At 74.3% G+C, this 19,046-nt stretch carries 18 protein-coding genes; 5 read left to right on the forward strand and 13 right to left on the reverse strand.

Annotation, left to right across the window (positions count from 1 at the left end; genetic code table 11):
- Nucleotides 1-5: 5 nt before the first annotated feature.
- From ACZ6PY_RS07370 to ACZ6PY_RS07390, 5 genes are all read right to left on the reverse strand, one after another.
- The gene (locus ACZ6PY_RS07370; RefSeq protein ID WP_466070090.1) at nt 6-356 is read right to left on the reverse strand and encodes a DUF2203 family protein; all 351 of its coding nucleotides are present in this window, start codon (nt 354-356) and stop codon (nt 6-8) included.
- Nucleotides 357-411: 55 nt separating this feature from the next.
- On the reverse strand, nt 412-1,230 hold the full coding sequence (gene proC / locus ACZ6PY_RS07375) for a pyrroline-5-carboxylate reductase (protein ID WP_107076605.1): 819 nt from the start codon (nt 1,228-1,230) through the stop codon (nt 412-414).
- A 74-nt stretch (nt 1,231-1,304) separates the two neighbouring features.
- Nucleotides 1,305-2,333 carry a 6-phosphofructokinase gene (locus ACZ6PY_RS07380; protein WP_151461234.1) on the reverse strand — a complete coding sequence of 343 codons (1,029 nt, stop codon included), beginning with the start codon at nt 2,331-2,333 and terminating at the stop codon, nt 1,305-1,307.
- A gap of 178 nt (nt 2,334-2,511) precedes the next feature.
- Complete coding sequence (locus tag ACZ6PY_RS07385) at nt 2,512-3,015, reverse strand: pyridoxamine 5'-phosphate oxidase family protein (RefSeq protein WP_466070092.1); 504 nt, start codon at nt 3,013-3,015, stop codon at nt 2,512-2,514.
- 70 nt (nt 3,016-3,085) lie between these two features.
- Nucleotides 3,086-3,583 (reverse strand): polyadenylate-specific 3'-exoribonuclease AS, encoded by a 498-nt coding sequence (locus tag ACZ6PY_RS07390; RefSeq protein ID WP_357196527.1) that lies wholly within the window; start codon nt 3,581-3,583, stop codon nt 3,086-3,088.
- 246 nt (nt 3,584-3,829) lie between these two features.
- Here ACZ6PY_RS07390 and ACZ6PY_RS07395 point away from each other — a divergent pair, with 246 nt between their 5' ends.
- On the forward strand, nt 3,830-4,522 hold the full coding sequence (locus tag ACZ6PY_RS07395; RefSeq protein ID WP_091268212.1) for a Crp/Fnr family transcriptional regulator: 693 nt from the start codon (nt 3,830-3,832) through the stop codon (nt 4,520-4,522).
- A gap of 89 nt (nt 4,523-4,611) precedes the next feature.
- Here ACZ6PY_RS07395 and ACZ6PY_RS07400 read toward each other — a convergent pair whose 3' ends face one another.
- A complete protein-coding gene (locus ACZ6PY_RS07400; protein WP_262282392.1) occupies nt 4,612-4,848 on the reverse strand; it encodes a hypothetical protein in 237 nt (78 codons plus the stop codon).
- A 139-nt stretch (nt 4,849-4,987) separates the two neighbouring features.
- Here ACZ6PY_RS07400 and ACZ6PY_RS07405 point away from each other — a divergent pair, with 139 nt between their 5' ends.
- Nucleotides 4,988-8,464, forward strand: coding sequence for an ATP-binding protein (locus ACZ6PY_RS07405; protein ID WP_466070781.1), 3,477 nt, complete (start codon nt 4,988-4,990; stop codon nt 8,462-8,464).
- A 1-nt stretch (nt 8,465) separates the two neighbouring features.
- Here the strand turns inward: ACZ6PY_RS07405 and ACZ6PY_RS07410 are convergent, their stop codons facing one another.
- The gene (locus ACZ6PY_RS07410) at nt 8,466-9,158 is read right to left on the reverse strand and encodes a lysophospholipid acyltransferase family protein (protein WP_466070094.1); all 693 of its coding nucleotides are present in this window, start codon (nt 9,156-9,158) and stop codon (nt 8,466-8,468) included.
- A gap of 195 nt (nt 9,159-9,353) precedes the next feature.
- On the opposite strand from ACZ6PY_RS07410, the gene ACZ6PY_RS07415 reads away from it, so the two are divergent.
- Together ACZ6PY_RS07415 and ACZ6PY_RS07420 are read left to right on the forward strand one after the other, a co-directional pair.
- Entirely contained in the window at nt 9,354-10,196 is an 843-nt protein-coding gene (locus ACZ6PY_RS07415) for a DUF308 domain-containing protein (protein ID WP_466070096.1), read from the forward strand.
- A 172-nt stretch (nt 10,197-10,368) separates the two neighbouring features.
- On the forward strand, nt 10,369-11,787 hold the full coding sequence (locus ACZ6PY_RS07420; RefSeq protein ID WP_466070097.1) for an alpha,alpha-trehalose-phosphate synthase (UDP-forming): 1,419 nt from the start codon (nt 10,369-10,371) through the stop codon (nt 11,785-11,787).
- A 13-nt stretch (nt 11,788-11,800) separates the two neighbouring features.
- On the opposite strand, the gene ACZ6PY_RS07425 is transcribed toward ACZ6PY_RS07420, so the two are convergent.
- From ACZ6PY_RS07425 to ACZ6PY_RS07450, 6 genes are all read right to left on the reverse strand, one after another.
- Nucleotides 11,801-12,625: an alpha/beta hydrolase gene (locus ACZ6PY_RS07425; RefSeq protein WP_262282388.1), complete on the reverse strand. Its 825-nt coding sequence runs from the start codon at nt 12,623-12,625 to the stop codon at nt 11,801-11,803.
- Between the two features lie 55 nt (nt 12,626-12,680).
- Complete coding sequence (locus ACZ6PY_RS07430; RefSeq protein WP_466070098.1) at nt 12,681-14,084, reverse strand: flavin-containing monooxygenase; 1,404 nt, start codon at nt 14,082-14,084, stop codon at nt 12,681-12,683.
- 106 nt (nt 14,085-14,190) lie between these two features.
- A complete protein-coding gene (locus ACZ6PY_RS07435; RefSeq protein WP_466070100.1) occupies nt 14,191-14,892 on the reverse strand; it encodes an endonuclease/exonuclease/phosphatase family protein in 702 nt (233 codons plus the stop codon).
- Between the two features lies 1 nt (nt 14,893).
- Nucleotides 14,894-15,841, reverse strand: a complete 948-nt coding sequence (locus tag ACZ6PY_RS07440) for an ROK family glucokinase (protein WP_466070101.1) — start codon at nt 15,839-15,841, stop codon at nt 14,894-14,896.
- Nucleotides 15,842-15,912: 71 nt separating this feature from the next.
- Nucleotides 15,913-16,554: a hypothetical protein gene (locus tag ACZ6PY_RS07445; protein WP_466070102.1), complete on the reverse strand. Its 642-nt coding sequence runs from the start codon at nt 16,552-16,554 to the stop codon at nt 15,913-15,915.
- Nucleotides 16,555-16,595: 41 nt separating this feature from the next.
- Complete coding sequence (locus ACZ6PY_RS07450; RefSeq protein ID WP_262282383.1) at nt 16,596-17,051, reverse strand: SRPBCC family protein; 456 nt, start codon at nt 17,049-17,051, stop codon at nt 16,596-16,598.
- Between the two features lie 188 nt (nt 17,052-17,239).
- Here ACZ6PY_RS07450 and ACZ6PY_RS07455 point away from each other — a divergent pair, with 188 nt between their 5' ends.
- Nucleotides 17,240-19,045: an AMP-dependent synthetase/ligase gene (locus ACZ6PY_RS07455; RefSeq protein WP_466070104.1), complete on the forward strand. Its 1,806-nt coding sequence runs from the start codon at nt 17,240-17,242 to the stop codon at nt 19,043-19,045.
- The last annotated feature ends 1 nt before the right edge of the window (nt 19,046 follow it).

Here is a 19,046-nt window from a genome sequence, read left to right on the forward strand (position 1 = left end):
GCCGGTCAGACCGGGCGGCGACCGGCGAAGCCGCACTCCACCCGGTGGTACCAGCGGATGTCGGTGTCGCCCTCCAGCCAGCACCAGAGCACCGCCCGGCCGTCCCGCTCGCCGGGGAAGTCGAGCAGCACCGGAGCGATCCCCTTGACCTGGATGCCGTGCTGGTGGAACTCCTCCACGACGGCGTGCAGCCGGGCCTCCAGGGCCTTCACCTCGGCGAGCCCACCGAGGGCGCTGACCCCGTGGTCGGCCAGGTCGATCCGCAGTTCGGCCAGGTCGGCGCGGTGCCGGATCAGCTCGTCGACGCGCGGCCGCAGGGTGGCCACCAGGTGTCGCGCCTGGGCGAGAGTGAACACCGCGCCAGTATGGGGCACGCCACCGGCGATCGGCTCCCGGTCGCCCGCGGGCGGCTCAGTCGGCCTGGGCGGCGAGTTCGCGGGCGCGGTCGCGGGCCGCCTCCAGGGCGGCCAGCATGGCCGCCCGGACGCCGTGGTTCTCCAGCTCACGGATGGCGGAGATGGTGGTGCCGGCCGGGGAGGTGACCGCCTCGCGCAGCTTCACCGGGTGCTCGCCGGAGTCGCGCAGCATCACCGCCGAGCCGATGGCGGTCTGCACGATCAGCTCGTGCGCCACCTGGCGGGGCAGGCCGAGCAGGATGCCCGCGTCGATCATGGCCTCGACCAGCAGGTAGAAGTAGGCCGGACCGGAGCCGGAGAGCGCGGTCACCGCGTCCTGCTGGGACTCGGGCACCCGGAGGGTGGCGCCGAGCGGCTTGAACATCTCCTCGGCCAGGGCCAGGTGCGCGCCGGTGGCGTGCGCGCCGGGCGAGATGGCGCTCATCGCCTCGTCGACCAGGGCCGGGGTGTTGGTCATCACCCGGACCACCGGGGTGCCCTCGGGCAGCCGGCGGTTGAAGAAGGCGGTGGGCAGGCCGGCGCAGAGCGAGATGACCAGCTTGTCGGCCGGCACCTTCGGGCCGATCTCGTCCAGCAGGGCGGCCGCGTCCTGCGGCTTGACCGAGACGGCGAGCACCTCGGCCTCGTCCACCGCGGTCAGGTTGTCCACCACCCGGACGCCGTACCGGGCGGTCAGTTCCTCGGCGCGGGCCGGCCGCCGGGCGGTGGCGAGCAGCCGCTCGACCGGCCAGCCGGAGCGGAGCAGCCCGGAGAGCATCAGCTCGCCGATCTTGCCGGCGCCGATCACCGCGACCGTGTGCACCTCGGGTGCCATGAGCCGTACCCCTCTCGGTGGAGGCGCGGCGCGGCGGGGCCTCGCCGGAGGACCCGCCGCGCCGCCCGCCGTCGTCAGCTGCCGAAGAAGACCTCGGCCTCGGCGTACCGCTCCAGCGGCACGGTCTTCAGCTCCCGGGTGGCCTCGGCCAGGGGGACGCGGACGATGTCCGTGCTCTGCATCGCGACCATCTTGCCCCAGTCGCCCTCGTTGGCGGCGTCGATCGCGTGCAGGCCCAGCCGGGTGGCGAGCACCCGGTCGAACGCGGTCGGGGTGCCGCCGCGCTGGATGTGGCCGAGCACCACGGTGCGGGCCTCCTTGCCGGTCTTCGCCTCCAGCTGCTCGGCGAGCCACTGGCCGATGCCGCCGAGGCGGACGTGGCCGAACGCGTCGAGCTCCTGGTTGTGCAGCACCATCTGGCCGTCCAGCGGCTGGGCGCCCTCGGCGACCACGACGATCGGGGCGTACTGGTGCTGGAAGCGCTTCTCGACGTAGCCGGCGACCTGCTCGACGTCGAACTGCCGCTCCGGCAGCAGGATCACGTTGGCGCCGCCGGCGAGGCCGGCGTGCAGGGCGATCCAGCCGGCGTGCCGGCCCATCACCTCGACGACCAGGGTGCGGTGGTGGCTCTCCGCCGTGGTGTGCAGCCGGTCGATCGCCTCCATGGCGATGTTCACGGCGGTGTCGAAGCCGAAGGTGTAGTCGGTGGCGCCGAGGTCGTTGTCGATGGTCTTCGGCACGCCGATCACGTGGACGCCCAGCTCGTGCAGCTTGGTGGCGACCCCGAGGGTGTCCTCGCCGCCGATCGCGATCAACGCGTCCACGCCCTGCGCGGCGAGGTTGTCCTTGATCCGCTCCACGCCGCCGTCGATCTTGAACGGGTTGGTCCGGGACGAGCCGAGAATGGTGCCGCCGCGCGGCAGGATGCCACGGACGTCCGCGATGCCCAGCGGCCGGGACAGGCCCTCCAGCGGGCCCTTCCAGCCGTCCCGGAAGCCCACGAACTCGTGACCGTAGGTGGCGACGCCCTTGCGGACCACCGCCCGAATCACCGCATTGAGACCAGGGCAGTCGCCGCCGCCGGTGAGCACGCCGATACGCATGATCTGCTCATCCTCCTGGAGCATCAGGTGAAGCCCGGATAAGCCCCAGGATATGTGTCAGATCAGACCATCGGCGCCGTTGCCGGCCCGGGGCGGGCCGTCACTGCGCACTGTAGTCGGCGTGGCTGTGCGCCGGCACCGCGCCCCGGCCCGTCCCGCGCCCCGGGCCGGCTACCGATCAGTAGCTGACCTCGTGGTTCTCCCCCGCCTCCGGCGGCTGCCCGGTGACCGCCGCCCGGGCGAGGCCGAGCAGGTTCACCACCCTGTTGCCCGGCGCGTCCCAGTACTCGGCCGAGCCGGCGTGCACCCGGATCAGCGTGATGCCCGGGGTGTCCAGCCCGTCCGGGAACCACGCCTTCAACAGCGGGTTCCACAGCCGCTCGGCGCGGGCCCGTTCCCACTGCTCGACGGCCGTGCCGGCCACCGACACCCAGGTGTGGTGCCGCTGGTCGGAGAAGCCGACGTTGACCTGCGGGTTGACCCGGATCTGGCGGACCTTCGCGGAGTCCGCGTACGCGAAGAACCACAGGTCGCCGTCGAACTCCGCCTCCTGAAGGCCCATCGGGCGGCTGACCAGCCGCCCGTCGACTGCGGTGGTGGTCAGCAGGCAGATTCGCGCGTCGCGGATCAGCTCGGTGACCCGGCGGCGGCCCTCCTCGGCGCTGGTCGGCTGCTGGCTCATGCGCCCCTCCCTCGCGATCGGTTCGAGCCGAACCGTGCCCGGGACAGAAACGGTCAAACCTGCCGACAGGTCACCTGGTGGTCATGGCCCGCCAGCGGGCCAGGTTGTGCCGGGCGTCGACCAGCGCGTCGTGCCGGCCCGCCTCGGCCTCCGGCAGCCGCGGCCGGCCCCGGTCGTCCCAGAGCTGGCGCAGCTCCTTGGTGAACCGCGGGATCTCCCGGGGCAGCGCCGGCATCGCCCCCCAGAGCTGGGCCAGCACGACGTGGTCGTACGCCGCGTACCAGGCCCAGAGCTCCAGCTGCTCCCCCGGCCGGTCCCGGACCGGCTCCATCAGGAACTCGTAGAGGTCGTCGCGGATCCGCTCCCGGGACCGCCAGGCCCGGTCGGCCGGCGAGGGGAGCTTGTCCAGCACGTTGCGGCGCACCCAGGGCACCGCCCGGGAGTCGTCGAACTCGGTGGAGACCGCGTAGAACTCGCGGCCGTGCTCGTCGACGACGCCGATCGACACCAGGTCGACGATCCGGCCGTCCTCGATGAACTCGCAGTCGTAGAAGTAGCGGTAGGCCATCGGCACCATCCTCGCCCACCGCCGTCACCAGCCGGTCGCCGGGGCCGGCGCCGAACCGGCACGGCAGGCCACCGCAGCTGGGGACGGTCACGGAAGTGTCTCCAGGGGTGTACAGCACGCGACGGGACCGTCATGATCTGATGTGTACCGCTACCGGACGCCGAACCGGTTGAGATGCCTCGTGCCGGGGATGACAGGTTCACCCGGTGTGCGGGATGTGGTCCTTGACCGGGGAGGGGTTGGGCCGTGGAGATGCGCCTGCCGGAGCCGGGTGACGCGCTCACGGGCGTCGAGATGTTCGCCGGGCTGGAGCCGGAGGTGCGGCAGCGGGTCATCGCCGCGGCGGTGCCGCGCACCTACCGCAAGGGCCAGTTGCTGTTCGTCGAGAACGACCCCGGCGAGTCGCTGATCGTGCTGCGCCGCGGCGCGGTCGCGGTGTTCCGCACCGCCCCGACCGGCGAGCGCGCGGTGCTGTCGGTCATCCGACCGCCGGACGTGCTGGGCGAGGTCTCCCTGCTCGACGCCTCCACCCGGTCGGCCTCGGCCGAGGCGATCGAGGACTGCGCCGCGCTGGCGCTGTCCCGGCCGGCCTTCATGGAGCTGGTGCACTCCAACCCGCGCATCCTCGACGCGGTGATGCGCTCCCTCGGCCAGCTGATCCGGCGGCTCACCGAGCAGAACGCCGACCACGTCTTCCTCGACCTGCCCGGCCGGGTGGCCAAGACGCTGGTCCGGCTGGCCGGCGAGAGCCAGGCGCCGATGATCACCATCGAGCTCAACCAGAGCCAGCTCGCCGAGATGGCCGGCGGCTCGCGACAGAGCGTCAACCAGGCCATCGGCTCCTTCGCCAGCCGCGGTTGGCTGCGTACCGAGGGCCGCCGGATCGTGGTCACCGACGTGGCCGCGCTGCGGCGCCGCGCCGGCATGAACGACCGCTGACCGGCCCACCCGACCACTCGCCGGGCGACGCTCGCCTCAGTGGACAGCAGGTGGGGCCGGCGGCACCGCCGCCGGCCCCACCGCCCGTGTCACTTCCCCGAGGTGTCGGCCGGCGGCGAACTCGGGCCGGGACCGATCTTCTGGGGGTCGGTCTCCTTGGTCGTGGTGGTCGTCGTGGTCTTGGTCGACTCAGCGCCCGCGGGCTGCTCTACCATGCCTTTTTCCTCCAGTTCGGCGAGGGTGACCGCGTCGACGTCGACCGTGTCCCCCGGCGCCCACACCGTCCCTCGTGGATCGGTCCAGGAGGCGGACAGCCGGACGTGCACGGCACTCTCCCTGTCGACGGGACTTCCTGGTACGGAAGACTAGACCCGGCCGATCAGCCGTGACGTCCCGCCAACCCGTCGGGTACCCGACTGCGCGGTCGCGCGGGACGATGGGGACCTCACGCGTACGGAGCTGGACATCGACCTCACCTGTGGACACTGCTCCCGGACCGCCGGGCCGGACGACCGTTACTGCGGCGGCTGCGGCCGGCCCCTCGCGGCGACCTGCCCGGGCTGCGGTCACGCCAACAACGCCGAGGCGAACTTCTGCACCAACTGCGGGCAGCCGTTGCGCGACCACGCCGTCTCGGTGCAGGAGGACCGCCGGCAGGTCAGCGTGCTCTTCATCGACATCGTGGACTTCACCACCTACGCCGAACGGGCCGACCCGGAGCAGGCCCGCGGGCTCCAGCAGGCCTACTTCGGCACGGTGCGCCGGCTGGTGCACCAGTACGGCGGCGTGGTGGAGAAGTACATCGGCGACGCCGTGATGGCGCTGTTCGGGGCGCCGGTGGCGACGGACAACGACGCGCTGCGCTGCGTACGGGCGGCGCTGGAGCTGCAACGGAGCCTGGCCCGGCAGCCGACCGGCCCGCACCCGCCGCTCGGCTTCCGGGTCGGCATCGCCACCGGTGAGGCCCTGGTCGACCTCGCCGCCGCCCGCGACGGCGGCCAGGCTTTCGTCACCGGCGACGTGGTCAACACGGCCTCCCGGCTGCAGGGGCTGGCGCCCGCCGGCGGCGTCGTGGTCGACGAGAGCACCTGGGCGGCCACCCGGCACGAGATGGAGTACGCCGACCAGCCACCCGTCACGCTGCGGGGGCGGTCGGCGGTCAGCCGGATCTGGCTGGCCGTCCGCGCCCGGCCCCGGCGGGACGGGCAGACCGCCGAGCTGACCCCGATGGTCGACCGGGACCACGAGCGGGGCCTGCTGGTCAGCGCGCTGCACCGCACCGTCACCGAACGCACCTCCCAGCTGGTCACGGTCTTCGGGCCGGCGGGGGTGGGCAAGAGCCGGCTGCTGCGCGAGCTGGCCCGGCACGCGGCGAACCTGCCCGGCGCGCGGGTGACGTGGCTGATCGGGCACTGCCCGCCGTTCGGGGAGAACGTCACCTACGCCGCCCTGGCCGACATCGTCCGGAGCTGGATCGGGCTGCCCGACTCGGACGATCCCGCAGCCATGCGCGAGCGCCTGCGGGACCGGCTGGGCCGGCTGGCCGACCCGCACGCGGTGCGTCTGGCCGAGGCGCTGGGCCCGCTGGTCGGCGTGGCCGGCGAGCGGCTCACCTCCGCCGAGACCGAGGCGGCCTGGCGGCGGTTCCTGCTCAACCTGGCCGCGACCGGTCCCACGGTGCTCGTCTTCGAGGACATGCACTGGGCGGACGAGACGATGCTCTCCTTCGTCGAGCAGCTCGGCGCGGCCGCCCGCAACGTGCCGTTGCTGGTGATCGCGACCGCGCGCCCGGAGCTGCGGGAACGGCATCCGGCGTGGACGGGCACGATCAGCGGCGCGATGTCCATCTCGGTGCCGCCCATGCACGACGGGGACATCGACACCCTCTACTCGCTGCTGCTCGGCCACGCCACCCTCCCGGCGGAGGCCCGCGGGCCGCTGCTCGAGTTCGCCGACGGCAATCCGCTGTACGCCCAGGAGTACGCCCGGATGCTGCTCGACGGCGGGCTCGTCGACCGGACGACGGCCCTCCCACCGCTGGACCCGATGGGTGGGACGGGGATGCCGCGAACCGTCCAGGCGGTCATCGCGAACCGGCTGGACCTGCTCGACCCGGCCGACCGGGCGGTCCTCCAGGCCGCCTCGGTCGTGGGCGTGCAGTTCTGGGCGGCGCCGGTGGCGCTGGCCCTGGGCCGGCCCGCGGAGTGGGTGGAGCGGGCCCTGCACCGCCTCCAGCGCCGCGACCTCGTCTACGAGCTGCCCGCCTCGTCCATGCCGGGCCAGCCCGAGTACCGGTTCCGGCACATCCTGGTGCGGGACGTCTGCTACCAGCGGCTGCCCCGGGCGGAGCGGGTCACCCGGCACCAGCGCACCGCCGACTGGCTCGAGCAGCTGGCCGACGGGCGGCAGCAGGACCGGGCCGAGGTGCTGGCGAACCACCGGTGGGCGGCGCACGAGATCGCCCGCACGGTCGGCCTCGACCCGGCCCCGTACGCCCCGGCCACCCGGAGCGCGCTGCACCGGGCCGCCCGGCGGGCGTACGCGCTGCACGCGCTGGACACCGCTGCCACGCTTGTCGGCCGCGCGCTGGCGGTGGACTGCGGACCGGACCCGTCCCTCGAGCTGTTCGAGGCGGAGCTGGCGTTCTACCGGGACCGCGACGGGTTCCTGGTGGGCGGGGGCACCGACACGCTCACGTCGCTGGCCGACCGGCTGGCGGGGGCGGGCGACCTGCCGGGCGCGGCGAAGGCGTGGCGGTTGCTGGCCACCGCGGCGTGGGCCCGGGCGGACCGGTCGGAGACGCTGCGCTGCCTGGACCGGGCGATCCGGCTGCACGCCGAGCTGCCGGACAGCGAGGACAAGGTCGGCGCGCTGCTGGAGCTGGCCCGGATGCACATGCTCGACGCGGAGGCCGAGCCCGCGTGCGCCGCCGCCAAGGCCGCCGCCGAGCTGGCCGAGCGGCTGGAGCTGCGGGAGGCGCGGGCGAACGCCCGGATCACCCTGGCGGTGGCGCGCTACCAGGCCGGCGTCGAGGGGGCGTACGCCGAGCTGGCCGAGGTGACCGAGGAGTGCCGGGTGGAGCGGCTGACCAGCCGCCGGCGCGCGATGCACAACCTGGCCTGGGCGCTGCAGGAGGAGGGCGACCTGGCCGGCTCGGCCCGCCTGGTCGACGAGCAGCGCTCGCTGGACCTGGCCGGCGAGCACGGCCTCACGGTGAGCTTCGCCGACCAGTGGACCCGGTCGTACTACAGCGGGGACTGGACGGCGGCGCTGCGGATGGCCGAGGGGTCGATCCGGCGGCCCACCGACGAGTGGGACCTGCACATCGTGGCGGTCTCCGGCTGGATCCGCGCGCTCGGCGACGCGCCCGCCCGCGACGGCACGGACGAGGCGGGCGCCGACCTGGTGGACCAGGCGCTGGTCGCCGCCCGGCGCAGCGGCTTCCTGCGGGTGCTGCGGTCGACCGTGGCGCACGCCGCGTTGTGCCGCGCGGTGCAGGGCCGCCGGGACGAGGCGCTGGCGCTGCTCGCCGAACTCGACGCCGACTGGCGGCGGACCCGGATGATCCCGTTCGCGGAGTGGGTGCCGGCGGTCGGGCACGTGGCCGGGGTGCTCGGTGACGAGGCGGCGGTCCTGGTCCGGGACCTGCTGGCCCGCGCCCCCCGCACGACGCGCTGGGCGCAGGCGGCCGGCCGGTCCGCCGACGCGGCGCTCGCCCGGCGGGACGGCGACACCCGGCGGGCCGCCCGGCTGTTCACCGCGGCGGCGGAGAGCTACGCGGAGATGACCGACGTCACCGACCACGTCATCGCGTCGGCCCTCGCGGTGGGGCCGCTGGCCGAGGTGGATCCGGCGGCCGCGGCGGAGACGCTGGCCACGGTGCGCGCCTTCGCCGAACGGCACGCCGCCGCCGGCCTGCTCCGGATCGCCGGGGCCGGCTGACTCAGGCGGGCACCGGCTCGCGGGGCCGGGCCTTCGCCTTCTGCGCGTACACGTCCACGTACTCGCGGCCGGAGAGTTCCATGAGCTCGTACATGATCTCGTCGGTGACGGCGCGCTCGACGAACCGGTCGCCGGACATCCCGGCGTAGCGGGAGAAGTCGAGCGGGGCGCCGAAGCGGATCCGCACGCGGCCGAGGTTGGGGACGATCTGGCCGGTCGGCTGGATGTCGTCGGAGTTGAGCATGGCCATCGGCACGACCGGGGCGCCGCTCTCCAGGGCGAGCCGGGCCACCCCGGTCTTGCCCCGGTAGAGCCGGCCGTCCGGCGAGCGGGTGCCCTCCGGGTAGATGCCCGCGATGCCCCCGGCGCGCAGCACGCTGAGCTGGGTGTCCAGGGCGGCGCGGGCCGCCCGGCCGCCGGAGCGGTCCACCGGGATGGTGCCGGAGCCGACGAAGAACATCTTGGTCAGCCAGCCCTTGAGACCCTTGCCGGTGAAGTATTCGGCTTTCGCGATGAATGTCACTTTGCGCTTGACGATCAGCGGAGTGAAGATCGAGTCCGAGAACGAGAGGTGGTTGCTGGCCAGGATCACCGGGCCGTCCTCCGGGACGTTCTCCAGCCCCTCCACCTGCGGGCGGAAGATCAACCTCAGCAGCGGGCCGAGGATGATGTACTTCAGCAGCCAGTACAGCACCGGGGTCCTTCCAGGCGGGAGCGTGCGGGGCGACGGTCGCCGGGGCCGCCGGGACCGTGCCCGGGGCGCCGTCGGCGAGCGGGACTGTCGGGGAAGAGCGTACGAACAGGGAGCGGCACGCCACAACGCACTCCCGGAACCGGGTCCCGGCGTGTCAGGATTCAGGGCACGACGATGCGGCGAAGGGGGTGTCCGGTGTCAGGGGGTGGTCCCCGTCGGGGACGGCGGGACAACGGGCTCGACGCGGCCGAGTACGCGGTCGCGGGCGACGTCGATCCGCGCGTCGGTGAGCACCTGCTCGACGTGCTCGCCGCGGGTGGGATCGCCGCCTACCTCCAGCCCTCGGCCGACCTCAACCCGGTGACCCGCACCACCACCGTCCCGTCCCGCCCGGTCGACCGCCTCTACGTCGACCGCTCCCACCTGACCACCGCCCGCGACTACCTCACCCAGCTCACCGACGAGGAGGGCCGCGAGCCGGCCCGCGACGAGCCGGACATCGAGGCCGAGTGGGCGAAGATCGTCGCCGGTTTCCACACCGCGCCGAGCGCGGGGAGCCACCCCTGGCCGGCCGCCGAGGACGTCGACGAGCCGGTGGACCCGACCACCCCGGCCGGCGGCGCACCGGGCCGCGCCGAGGAGACCGCCGGCCCGACCGCCACCGACGTGCGCCGGCTGCCCTACGCGGCCGACGTCTCCGGCATCTCGCTGAGCCGGGGGCGGCAGGACGAGCCGTCGCTCCTGGACGGCCTGGACACCTTCGGCGCCGACCTGCCCGGCGACGAGGACGAGGAGCACTTCACCCCGCCACCGCCGCCCCCGCTGCCGCGCTTCTCGAAGTACGCGGTGCTGGGCGTGTTCTGCATCGTGTTGGGGTTCCTGCTGTTCCTGTCGCCCACCGTGCTGTCGGTGGTCGACCCGTCGGTGGTGACCCTGCTCGGCTTCACCGGCATCCTGGCCGGCTTCGTGATGCTGATCTGGCGGCTGCGCCCCGGCGACTCCGACGAGCACGACCCGGACGACGGCGCGGTCGTCTGACCCGGGCGGCACCCGGCGCCCGGATGGCGGGACACGCGCGTCCCGGGCCGATCAGGTAACAGGGGTGTAACTTACGGTCAGTAGGAATACCGCTGAACGTCACTTCCCGCACCGGCTGTCCGGGTTGTGCGCCTGCTCGGGTGGTCGGTCTCTGCAGATCGGAATGCCCGAGATGCGACAGAGTCCCCTCGTGGTGGTCGCCAACCGCCTCCCCATCGACGACAGTGTGGCGCCGGACGGCGCCTTCGAGTGGCGCCGCAGCCCCGGCGGCCTGATGAGCGCCCTGCACCCCCTGCTCCGGCACACGCCGGCGACCTGGGTGGGCTGGGCCGGCGGCACCGGCCCGGCCCCGCACCTGCCCGACGTCGACGGGGTGCGGATGCGCGCCGTCGCGCTCAGCGGCGAGGACTTCCGGGACCACTACGAGGGCTTCGCCAACGCCACCCTCTGGCCGCTCTACCACGACGCCGTCGAGCAGCCCGAGTACCACCGCCGCTGGTGGGAGGCGTACCAGCGGGTCAACCAGCGGTTCGCGGAGGCCGCCGCCGAGGTGGCCGAGCCGGGCGGGCTGGTCTGGGTGCAGGACTACCACCTCCAGCTCGTGCCGGGGCTGCTCCGCGACCTCCGCCCCGACCTGCGGATCGGCTTCTTCCTGCACGTGCCGTTCCCGCCGCCGGAGCTGTTCATGCAGCTCCCCCGCCGGGCCGAGCTGCTGCGCGGGATGCTCGGCGCCGACCTGATCGGCTTCCAGCGGGCCCAGGCCGCGCACAACTTCGCCCAGCTCGCCACGAGGGTGCTCGACCTGCCCGCCACCGACCGGCGGATCGGCGTCGGCGACCGGGTGGTCCGGATCGGCGCCTTCCCGGTCTCCATCGACGCCGCCGAGATGGGCGCGCTCGCCGCCCGGCCCGACGTCGCCGACCGGGCCCGGCGGCTGCGCCGGGATCTCGGCGACCCGGAACGGGTCGTGCTCAGCGTCGACCGGATGGACTACACCAAGGGCATCGAGCAGCGGCTCAAGGCCTACCACGAGCTGCTGACCAGCGGGGACGTCAAGGTCCGGGACACCGTGCTGGTGCAGGTGGTGGTGCCCAGCCGGGACCGGGTGACCCAGTACCAGGTCCTCCGCGACCGGGTCGAGCACCAGGTCGGCCGGATCAACGGCGAGTTCGGCCGGGTCGGCGAGCCGGCCATCCACTACCTCAGCCAGCCCTTCGACCGCACCGAGCTGGTCGCCCTCTACCGGGTCGCCGACGTGATGGCGGTGACGCCGCTGCGGGACGGGATGAACCTGGTGGCCAAGGAGTACGTGGCCGCCCGGGTCGACGGCACCGGCGCGCTGCTGCTCAGCGAGTTCGCCGGGGCGGCCGCCGAGCTGGCGCAGGCGTACCTGGTCAACCCGCACGACCTGGACGGGCTCAAGGCCGCGCTGCTGGCCGCCCTGCGGGCCGCGCCCGAGGACGTGGCGGCCCGGATGCGGGCCATGCGGGAGCACCTGGCCCGCAACGACATCCACGCCTGGGCCCGGTCCTACCTGCGCGCCCTGGACGAGAGCGGGTCGCTCGTCACCCGGCTCGCCGGCGCCGAGTGACCCGCGCCGGCGCTCAGCCGGCGGCGGGCGCCGGGTCCTTCTCCAGCCAGTCGAGGATCGCGTCGACCGGCTCCCGCCAGCGGGCGTCGAGCATCAGGTCGTGCCCCATGCCGGGGAACAGCAGCGGGGCCGAGGCGTAGCGGCGGGCCGCCCGGGTCAGCGCCGCCGGCGGCACCACCCGGTCGTCGGGGCTGCCCAGCACCAGCACCGGCGGCCGACCCACCGCCGGCTCCGGCTGCCGGCCGGTGAGCAGCTGCCACTGCGCCCGGCGGCCCGCCCGGCCCAGCCGGGCGAGGTGCCGGCGGGCGTCGGCGTCGGGCAGTTCCCGGCTGAACAGCTGCCGGCGGTTCAGGCGCAGGCCGGCGCCGAACACGGCGGGCACCGTGCCGGCCGGGTTGCGGCGCAGCGCCGTGCCGAGGGTGCCCCAGCCGCCGAGCACCGGCGCCACCAGCACCGCGGCCCGGGCCGGGTAGCGGGCCAGGGCGTGCGCGACCACCCGGGCGCCGGCGCCGTGCCCCACCAGCACCGCCTGCCGCGGCAGGCTCGCCGCCACCTGGACCACGTCATGGGTGTACGACCGCAGCGTCGCCCCCGGCGCCGGCTCGCTGCCGCCGTGCCCCCGCAGGCTCAGCGCGTACGCCGGGAAGCCGCGGCCGGCGGCGTGCCCCAGCCAGTGCTCGGCGAACGCCCACGCCCCGTGCCCGAAGCCGGGCACGAACAGCAGGGGCGGCTTCGCCTGGTCCAGTTCGGGCACCGCCGCGACGACCTCGCGGCGGGCCGGCCGCTCCGGGCGGGCCCACTCCCAGCCCCGGACGACCCGTACCCGCTCGGCGGTCACCGGGCCGGCCCGTCGCTCGCGACTGCGGGACGACGCCGCGCGGCGTTCCTCGCGCTCACTTGTCCTCCAGGTCGTGGAGCGCCCGCTGGAGCGCGCGCAGGTAGTCGGCGTGCCCGACCTCGAACCAGTGCCGGGTGCTGTCCTTCACCCGGCCCGCGTACCGCTCGCCCAGGCCGGCCGCGACCCGCCTGCCGAACGCGGCGGCCCGGTCCGGGCGGGTGGCGCGAAGGGTGAGCAGCCGGGCGAAGAGCACGCTCTGCCAGTGCGAGATGGGAAAGATGCCGGAGTCCGGCTGCACCAGGCCCACCACGGCCAGGGTGGGGTGGCCGGCGGCGAACGCGTTCAGCCAGAGCCGGGGCCGGCCCGAGCCGTCCGCGTCGCCGAGCACCCGGCCCTCCAGGAACTCGAAGCGCGGCAGGTAGCCGGTGGCGAAGACGACCAGCTCCGGGTCGATCTCGCGGCCGTCGGCCAGCACCGCCGTCCGGTCGCCGAACCGCGCGACGTCCGGCACCGGGCTGACCCTCCCGTGGCCCACGTAGTAGACGAGCTGGCTGTTGGCGATCGGGTGGGTCTCGTACACCCGGTGGTCGGGCCGGGGCAGGCCGAACCGGGTCAGGTCGCCGACGGTGAGCCGCAGCGTCCAGTGGTAGAGCCACTGCCGCACCCGCAGCGGCACCCGCATCGCGAGCAGGGTGTCGTTGACCTGGTCGGCGGGGCGGCCGAAGACGTACTTCGGGGCGTACCAGTAGCCGCGGCGGGTGGAGTGCCAGCAGCGGGACGCCTGCTGGGCCGCCTCGACCGCGATGTCGCAGCCGGTGTTGCCGGCGCCGACCACCAGCACCCGCTTGCCGCGCAGCTGCGCGGGGTCCTTGTAGGACGAGGCGTGCATGACCTCGCCGCGGAACTCCTCCAGCCCCTCGTAGCGGGGCAGCTTCGGCGACCAGTTGTGCCCGTTGGCCAGCACCACGGCGGCGTAGCGGGAGGTGCGCTCCGGGCCGTAGCCGCCGGTGCTGCGGGTGGTGACGTCCCAGCGGTCCCCCTCGACCGGCTCCACGCGGACCACCTCGGTGCCGAACCAGACGTGCTGGCGCAGGTCGAAGTGGTCGGCGTAGCGCTCGAAGTAGGACAGCAGCTGGGCGTGGTGCGGGTAGTCCGGCCAGTCGTCCGGCATCGGGAAGTCGGGGAACTGGGTGAACGGCCGGGACGAGATGAGGTGCGTGCTGGCGTAGACCGGGCTGCGGTCGTGCCGCCAGTTCCACGCCCCGCCGACGCCGGTCTCCCGCTCGTAGCAGTCCACGCCGAAGCCGGCCTCGCGGAGGTTCTTCACGGCGGTCAGGCCGCTGGCCCCGGCGCCGATGACGCAGACGGTGTCGCCGCGGTCGGAGACCGGGCGGCCGTCCCGGGTCGGGGCGACCGTCGGGTCCGGATCGGGACGGCCGAGGTCGGTGGAGGAGGACACCGGGGAATCTCCTTTTGTGCGGCACGAGTGCCGGGTCGGTGCGAAATCCTGCCGACAATGCCCGCCGTTGTCCAGCCCCCAGGGGCCGGCCGGGGCGGGCGGGGGCTCAGTCGCCGGCGGGCAGCAGCAGGTCGACCAGGACCGGGAAGTGGTCGCTGGCCCGGCGGGTACGCGGGGTGTCCACCACGTCGTAGTCGACCACGCTGATCCGCGGGTCGACGAAGAGGGCGTCGATGCGGCGGCGCGGGTCGGCGCAGGAGAAGGTGTGCCGGTCGGCCCGGTCGGCGGCCACTGCCGCGTCGGTCAGTCCCTCGGCGACGGTCCGCCAGGCCGCCCCGTCCGGCCCCTCGTTGAGGTCGGCGCCGGCCACCACGGGCAGCGTCGCGGCGGCCAGTTCCCGCTTGAACGCGGCCGCCTGGGCGGGCCGCTCCGCCGGGTCGGTGGAGAGGTGCGAGCCGGCCAGCAGGAACCGGGTGCCACCCACGAGGCACTCGGCGTACGCGGCGCCGCGCAGGTGCCGCCCCGGGGTCAGCGGGTAGCGCTGGCAGCGGGTGGCGGTCACCCGGACGCGCAGGCTGGTCAGCAGCACGTTGCCCAGCGCCGGCAGGCCGCCGGCCGCGAAGACCAGGCCGAACGAGTCGGCGAGCGTGGCGCACTTCTGCCGCCACCGGAACCGCCGCGGCCCCTCCTGGACGATCACCACGTCCGGCGCGGCCTCCCGGACCACCTCGGCCAGCGCCGCGGTGTCGTCACGCTGGCTGTGGATGTTGTAGGAGACCACCCGGAGCGGCACGCCTGCCACGGCCACGTCACATCCGCCGGGCGAGGTCGGCGGCGCCGATGACGCCCGCGGTGTTGCCGAGTTCGGCCGGGCGCACCTCGGCGACGGGCAGCCGGCTGCGCTGGGCCAGGGCGTCGGTGTACGACCGGCGGGTCGGGCCGAGCAGCAGGTCGCCGGCGTCGATCACGCCACCGCCGACCACCAGCACCTGCGGGTCGAGGATCTGCGCCATGTCGGCGAGGCTGGTGCCGAGCCAGCGGCCGACCTGGGCGAACGCCTCGGTGGAAACCGGGTCGCCGCCCTTCGCGGCGGCGGTCACCATCGGCCCGCTGATCCCCTCGGCCTCGCCGCCGGCCAGCTCCAGCAGGGCGGTGGCCCGGTGCGGCTCCTGGCGGGCGGCGGCGCGGGCGAAGCGGACCAGGGCGCTGCCGCTGGCGTACTGCTCGATGCAGCCGAGCCGGCCGCAGCCGCACTGGTGGCCGTCCGGCACGGTGAGCATGTGCCCCAGCTCGGCCGCGATGCCGTGGGCACCACGGACCAGCTCGCCGCCGAGCACGATCCCGCCGCCCACGCCGGTGCCGATGGTGAACATGACCATCGAGTCGTCGGCGTCCCGGGCCGCGCCGTAGCGGAACTCGGCCCAGGCCGCGACGTTGCCGTCGTTCTCCACGATCACCGGCAGGCCGGTGGCGTTGCTGACGTACTCGCGCAGCGGCTCGTCCCGCCAGGCGAGGTTGGGGGCGAAGAGCACGGTGGAGCGGGAGGCGTCGATCCACCCGGCCGCGCCGATGCCGACCGCGTCGACGGTCCGGCCGGTGGCCAGCTCGCTGACCAGCTCGGTGATGACGTCGCGGGTCTTGGCCACGTCGTCGGCGGGGGTGTCCCGTCGGGCCTGCACGAGTACCTTGCCGGTGTCGTCCACGACACCGCCGGCCACCTTCGTGCCACCGACGTCGACTCCGATGGTCAGCGTCACCGCTGCCACTCCCCTCTGCTGTGCTGCCCGGCCCGGCCGGACCGGCCGTGCGATCCCGGGATGTCCGGTGGTCAGGCCCCGTCGCCTGGTGCGTCCTCGGCCACCTCGACGGACGCCCGCGAGGCGGGCACCACGGGAGCGTCCGCCGGCGGCCGGCTCGGCGCCGGCACGTCCGGCCCGTCGGCGTCGGCCGCGCCCTCCCCCCGGGTGGCGGCGGACCACACGTCCTGCTCGGGTGCCGGCTGAGAATCATGCCCGGTACGGGTCGCCTCGCGCCACACGCGGTCCCCCGCCGGCGCCCCGGCGGCCGCACCGCCGGACCCGCCGGGCGCCGTGTGGCCACCCGGCCCGGCCGGCTCGGCCGGGGTGAACGCGCGCAGCAGGCTGGCCACCCCGGCGGCCAGATCACCGGCGCCGGTGGCGAGCCGCTCGGCGAATTCCGGACTCGGGTCGCGCAACGCCGCGATACCGCGACAGACCGGGCAGACACAGCATTCGGCCGAGCCGGTGGCGAAACCCGCACCGCCGCCGGCACCGGGCGCGGTGGACGATTCGCCGGGCGGGGTGTGACCGAGGACACCCGACAGGATCCCGCCCAGCGGGCCCCAGGGACCGGAGCCGGGCGCGGCGGCGGCCAGCTTCGCGCTGGCCAGCAGCATGGCGACGAGGCGCTCCGCCTCTTCCCGGGCCGAACCCGGATCAGTGGTGCCCATGGTTCGGCTCCTTCACCGTGACAACCGGGACGACGGTCGGGTCAGTGGGCCGCACCGAGTGCTTCTACCCGGCGCTTGAGCTGCTTCAACGCCGCGTCCATGATCATTTTCTCGGCCTTGCGGCGAAACATGCCGAGCATCCCCACGGACAGCTCCACCTCGAGGGTGTAGGTCACCGTGGTCGTTCCGTCCGGGTTGTCGACGAGGTCGTACGACCCGCGCTGGGACTTCTGCATCTTCGAGGGCGCCACCAGGTGCCACTCGATCCGGGAGATGTCCTCGGCGTACTCGTAGGCCAGCACGTACTCGTCGGCCATCACGCCCGCGTCGATGGTGAACCGGACCTGGCTGGCGTAGCCGTCCTCGTACTCCTCGATCACCTCGGCCCGCCGCACCGCCTCGGCCCACTCCGGGTACCGGGGGAAGTCGCAGATGACCGCCGCCACCCGGTCCGGTGACGCGCCGACGACGATCGACTGGGTGGAGGAGTCCGCCATGGGGGGAGGCTACCCGGCGGTGGGCCGACGCGTGCCGCTCCACCCCCGCCCGTCGCGGCCCGCCCGGCGGGCGGGTGTCCCACCAGCCGGGCGGGCAACCTCCCTCCCTCCTTCCCGGAGGCGGGCGGGTAGGTTTCGACAGAGCCGACCACGGCCGGCCCGGCCGGTGCGAGCACGAGGGAGTGCAGGTGCGCGAGTTCTCCGTTCCGCCGATCGTCACCGTCGGCGACGCGGCCAACCTGACCGACCCGGTCTGGACCAACGCCGAGGTCGCCCCCGACGCCGTGCAGTTCGTCCGGCGCGCCGCGGGCACCGGCGGCGCCTGGGTCGACGTGACCTGCCGGCAGTTCCGCGACGAGGTCGTCGCGGTGGCCCGCGGCCTGGTGGCGGCCGGTGTGACCCCCGGCGACCGGGTCGGGCTGATGAGCCGCACCCGCTACGAGTGGACCCTGTTCGACTACGCGATCTGGGCCGCCGGCGCGGTCACCGTGCCGATCTACGAGACGTCCAGCGCCGAGCAGGCCGCCTGGATCCTCTCCGACTCCGGCGCGGTCGCCGTCGTGGTCGAGAGCACCGCGCACGCCACCCTGGTCGCCGGGGTCCGCGACCGGCTGCCCGAGCTGCGCGAGGTCTGGCAGATCGAGCTGGGCGCGGTGGACGAGCTGGTCGCCGCCGGCGCGGCGGTCGACCAGGCCGACGTCGAGGTACGCCGCTCGACGCTGAAGGCCGACGACATCGCCACCATCATCTACACCAGCGGCACCACCGGCCGCCCCAAGGGCTGCGTGCTGACCCACCGCAACATCTACGCCGACATCGCCAACGCCGTGCCGGTGCTGCCGAACCTGTTCCGCCCGGGCGCCTCCACCCTGCTCTTCCTGCCGCTGGCGCACGCCTTCGCCCGGCTCATCCAGGTCGGCGTCGTGCAGGCCCGGGCCACCATGGCGCACTGCTCGGACACCAAGAACCTGGTCGGCGAGCTGCAGGAGTTCAAGCCGACCTTCGTGCTCTCCGTACCCCGGGTCTTCGAGAAGGTCTACAACGGCGCGCGGCAGAAGGCCGAGGCCGACGGCAAGGGCAAGATCTTCGACCGGGCCGAGAAGGTCGCGATCGCCTACAGCGAGGCGCTGGAGACCCCCGACGGGCCGGGCCTGGGGCTGCGCGCCCAGCACGCGCTCTTCGACAAGCTGGTCTACCGCAAGCTGCGCGCCGCGATGGGCGGCCGCTGCCGGGACGCCATCTCCGGCGGCGCCCCGCTCGGCTCCCGGCTCGGGCACTTCTTCCGCGGCATCGGGGTGACCATCTGCGAGGGCTACGGCCTCACCGAGACCGCGCCGGCCGCCGCCGCGAACCTGCCCGGGCACACCCGGATCGGCTCGGTCGGCCGGCCGCTGCCCGGCGTCACCATCCGCATCGACGACGACGGCGAGATCCTGATCTCCGGGGAGATCGTCTTCCAGGGCTACTGGCACAACGAGGCGGCCACCGCCGAGGCGCTGACCGCCGACGGCTGGTTCCGCACCGGCGACCTGGGGCAGCTCGACGAGGACGGCTACCTCTGCATCACCGGCCGCAAGAAGGAGATCATCGTGACCGCCGGCGGCAAGAACGTCGCCCCGGCGGTGCTGGAGGACCAGGTGCGGGCGCACCCGCTGATCAGCCAGTGCCTCGTGGTCGGCGACCGGCAGCCGTTCATCGCGGCGCTGGTCACCATCGACGAGGAGGCGCTGCCGAAGTGGCTGGCCGCGCACGGCCTCCCCGAGGACACCGGCGTCGCGGAGCTGCGCGGGAACGAGGCGCTGCGGGCCGAGGTGCAGGGCGCGGTCGACCAGGCCAACCAGTCGGTCTCCAAGGCCGAGGCCATCAAGGTGTTCCGGATCCTGCCGCAGGACTTCACCGAGGCGACCGGCGAGCTGACCCCCTCGCTCAAGGTCAAGCGGCAGGTCGTGCACAAGACGTACGCGGCGGAGATCGCGGACATCTACGGAGGCTGAC

The organism is Micromonospora sp. NPDC048907 (assembly GCF_055586885.1).

Bases quoted from the DNA above. Each gene is read 5' to 3' on its own strand.
- proC (WP_107076605.1), bottom strand. From the start codon at position 1,230: ATGGCACCCGAGGTGCACACGGTCGCGGTGATCGGCGCCGGCAAGATC.
- ACZ6PY_RS07390 (WP_357196527.1), bottom strand. From the start codon at position 3,583: ATGGCCTACCGCTACTTCTACGACTGCGAGTTCATCGAGGACGGCCGG.
- ACZ6PY_RS07445 (WP_466070102.1), bottom strand. From the start codon at position 16,554: ATGGGCACCACTGATCCGGGTTCGGCCCGGGAAGAGGCGGAGCGCCTC.
- ACZ6PY_RS07385 (WP_466070092.1), bottom strand. From the start codon at position 3,015: ATGAGCCAGCAGCCGACCAGCGCCGAGGAGGGCCGCCGCCGGGTCACC.
- ACZ6PY_RS07420 (WP_466070097.1), top strand. From the start codon at position 10,369: ATGCGACAGAGTCCCCTCGTGGTGGTCGCCAACCGCCTCCCCATCGAC.
- ACZ6PY_RS07380 (WP_151461234.1), bottom strand. From the start codon at position 2,333: ATGCGTATCGGCGTGCTCACCGGCGGCGGCGACTGCCCTGGTCTCAAT.
- ACZ6PY_RS07450 (WP_262282383.1), bottom strand. From the start codon at position 17,051: ATGGCGGACTCCTCCACCCAGTCGATCGTCGTCGGCGCGTCACCGGAC.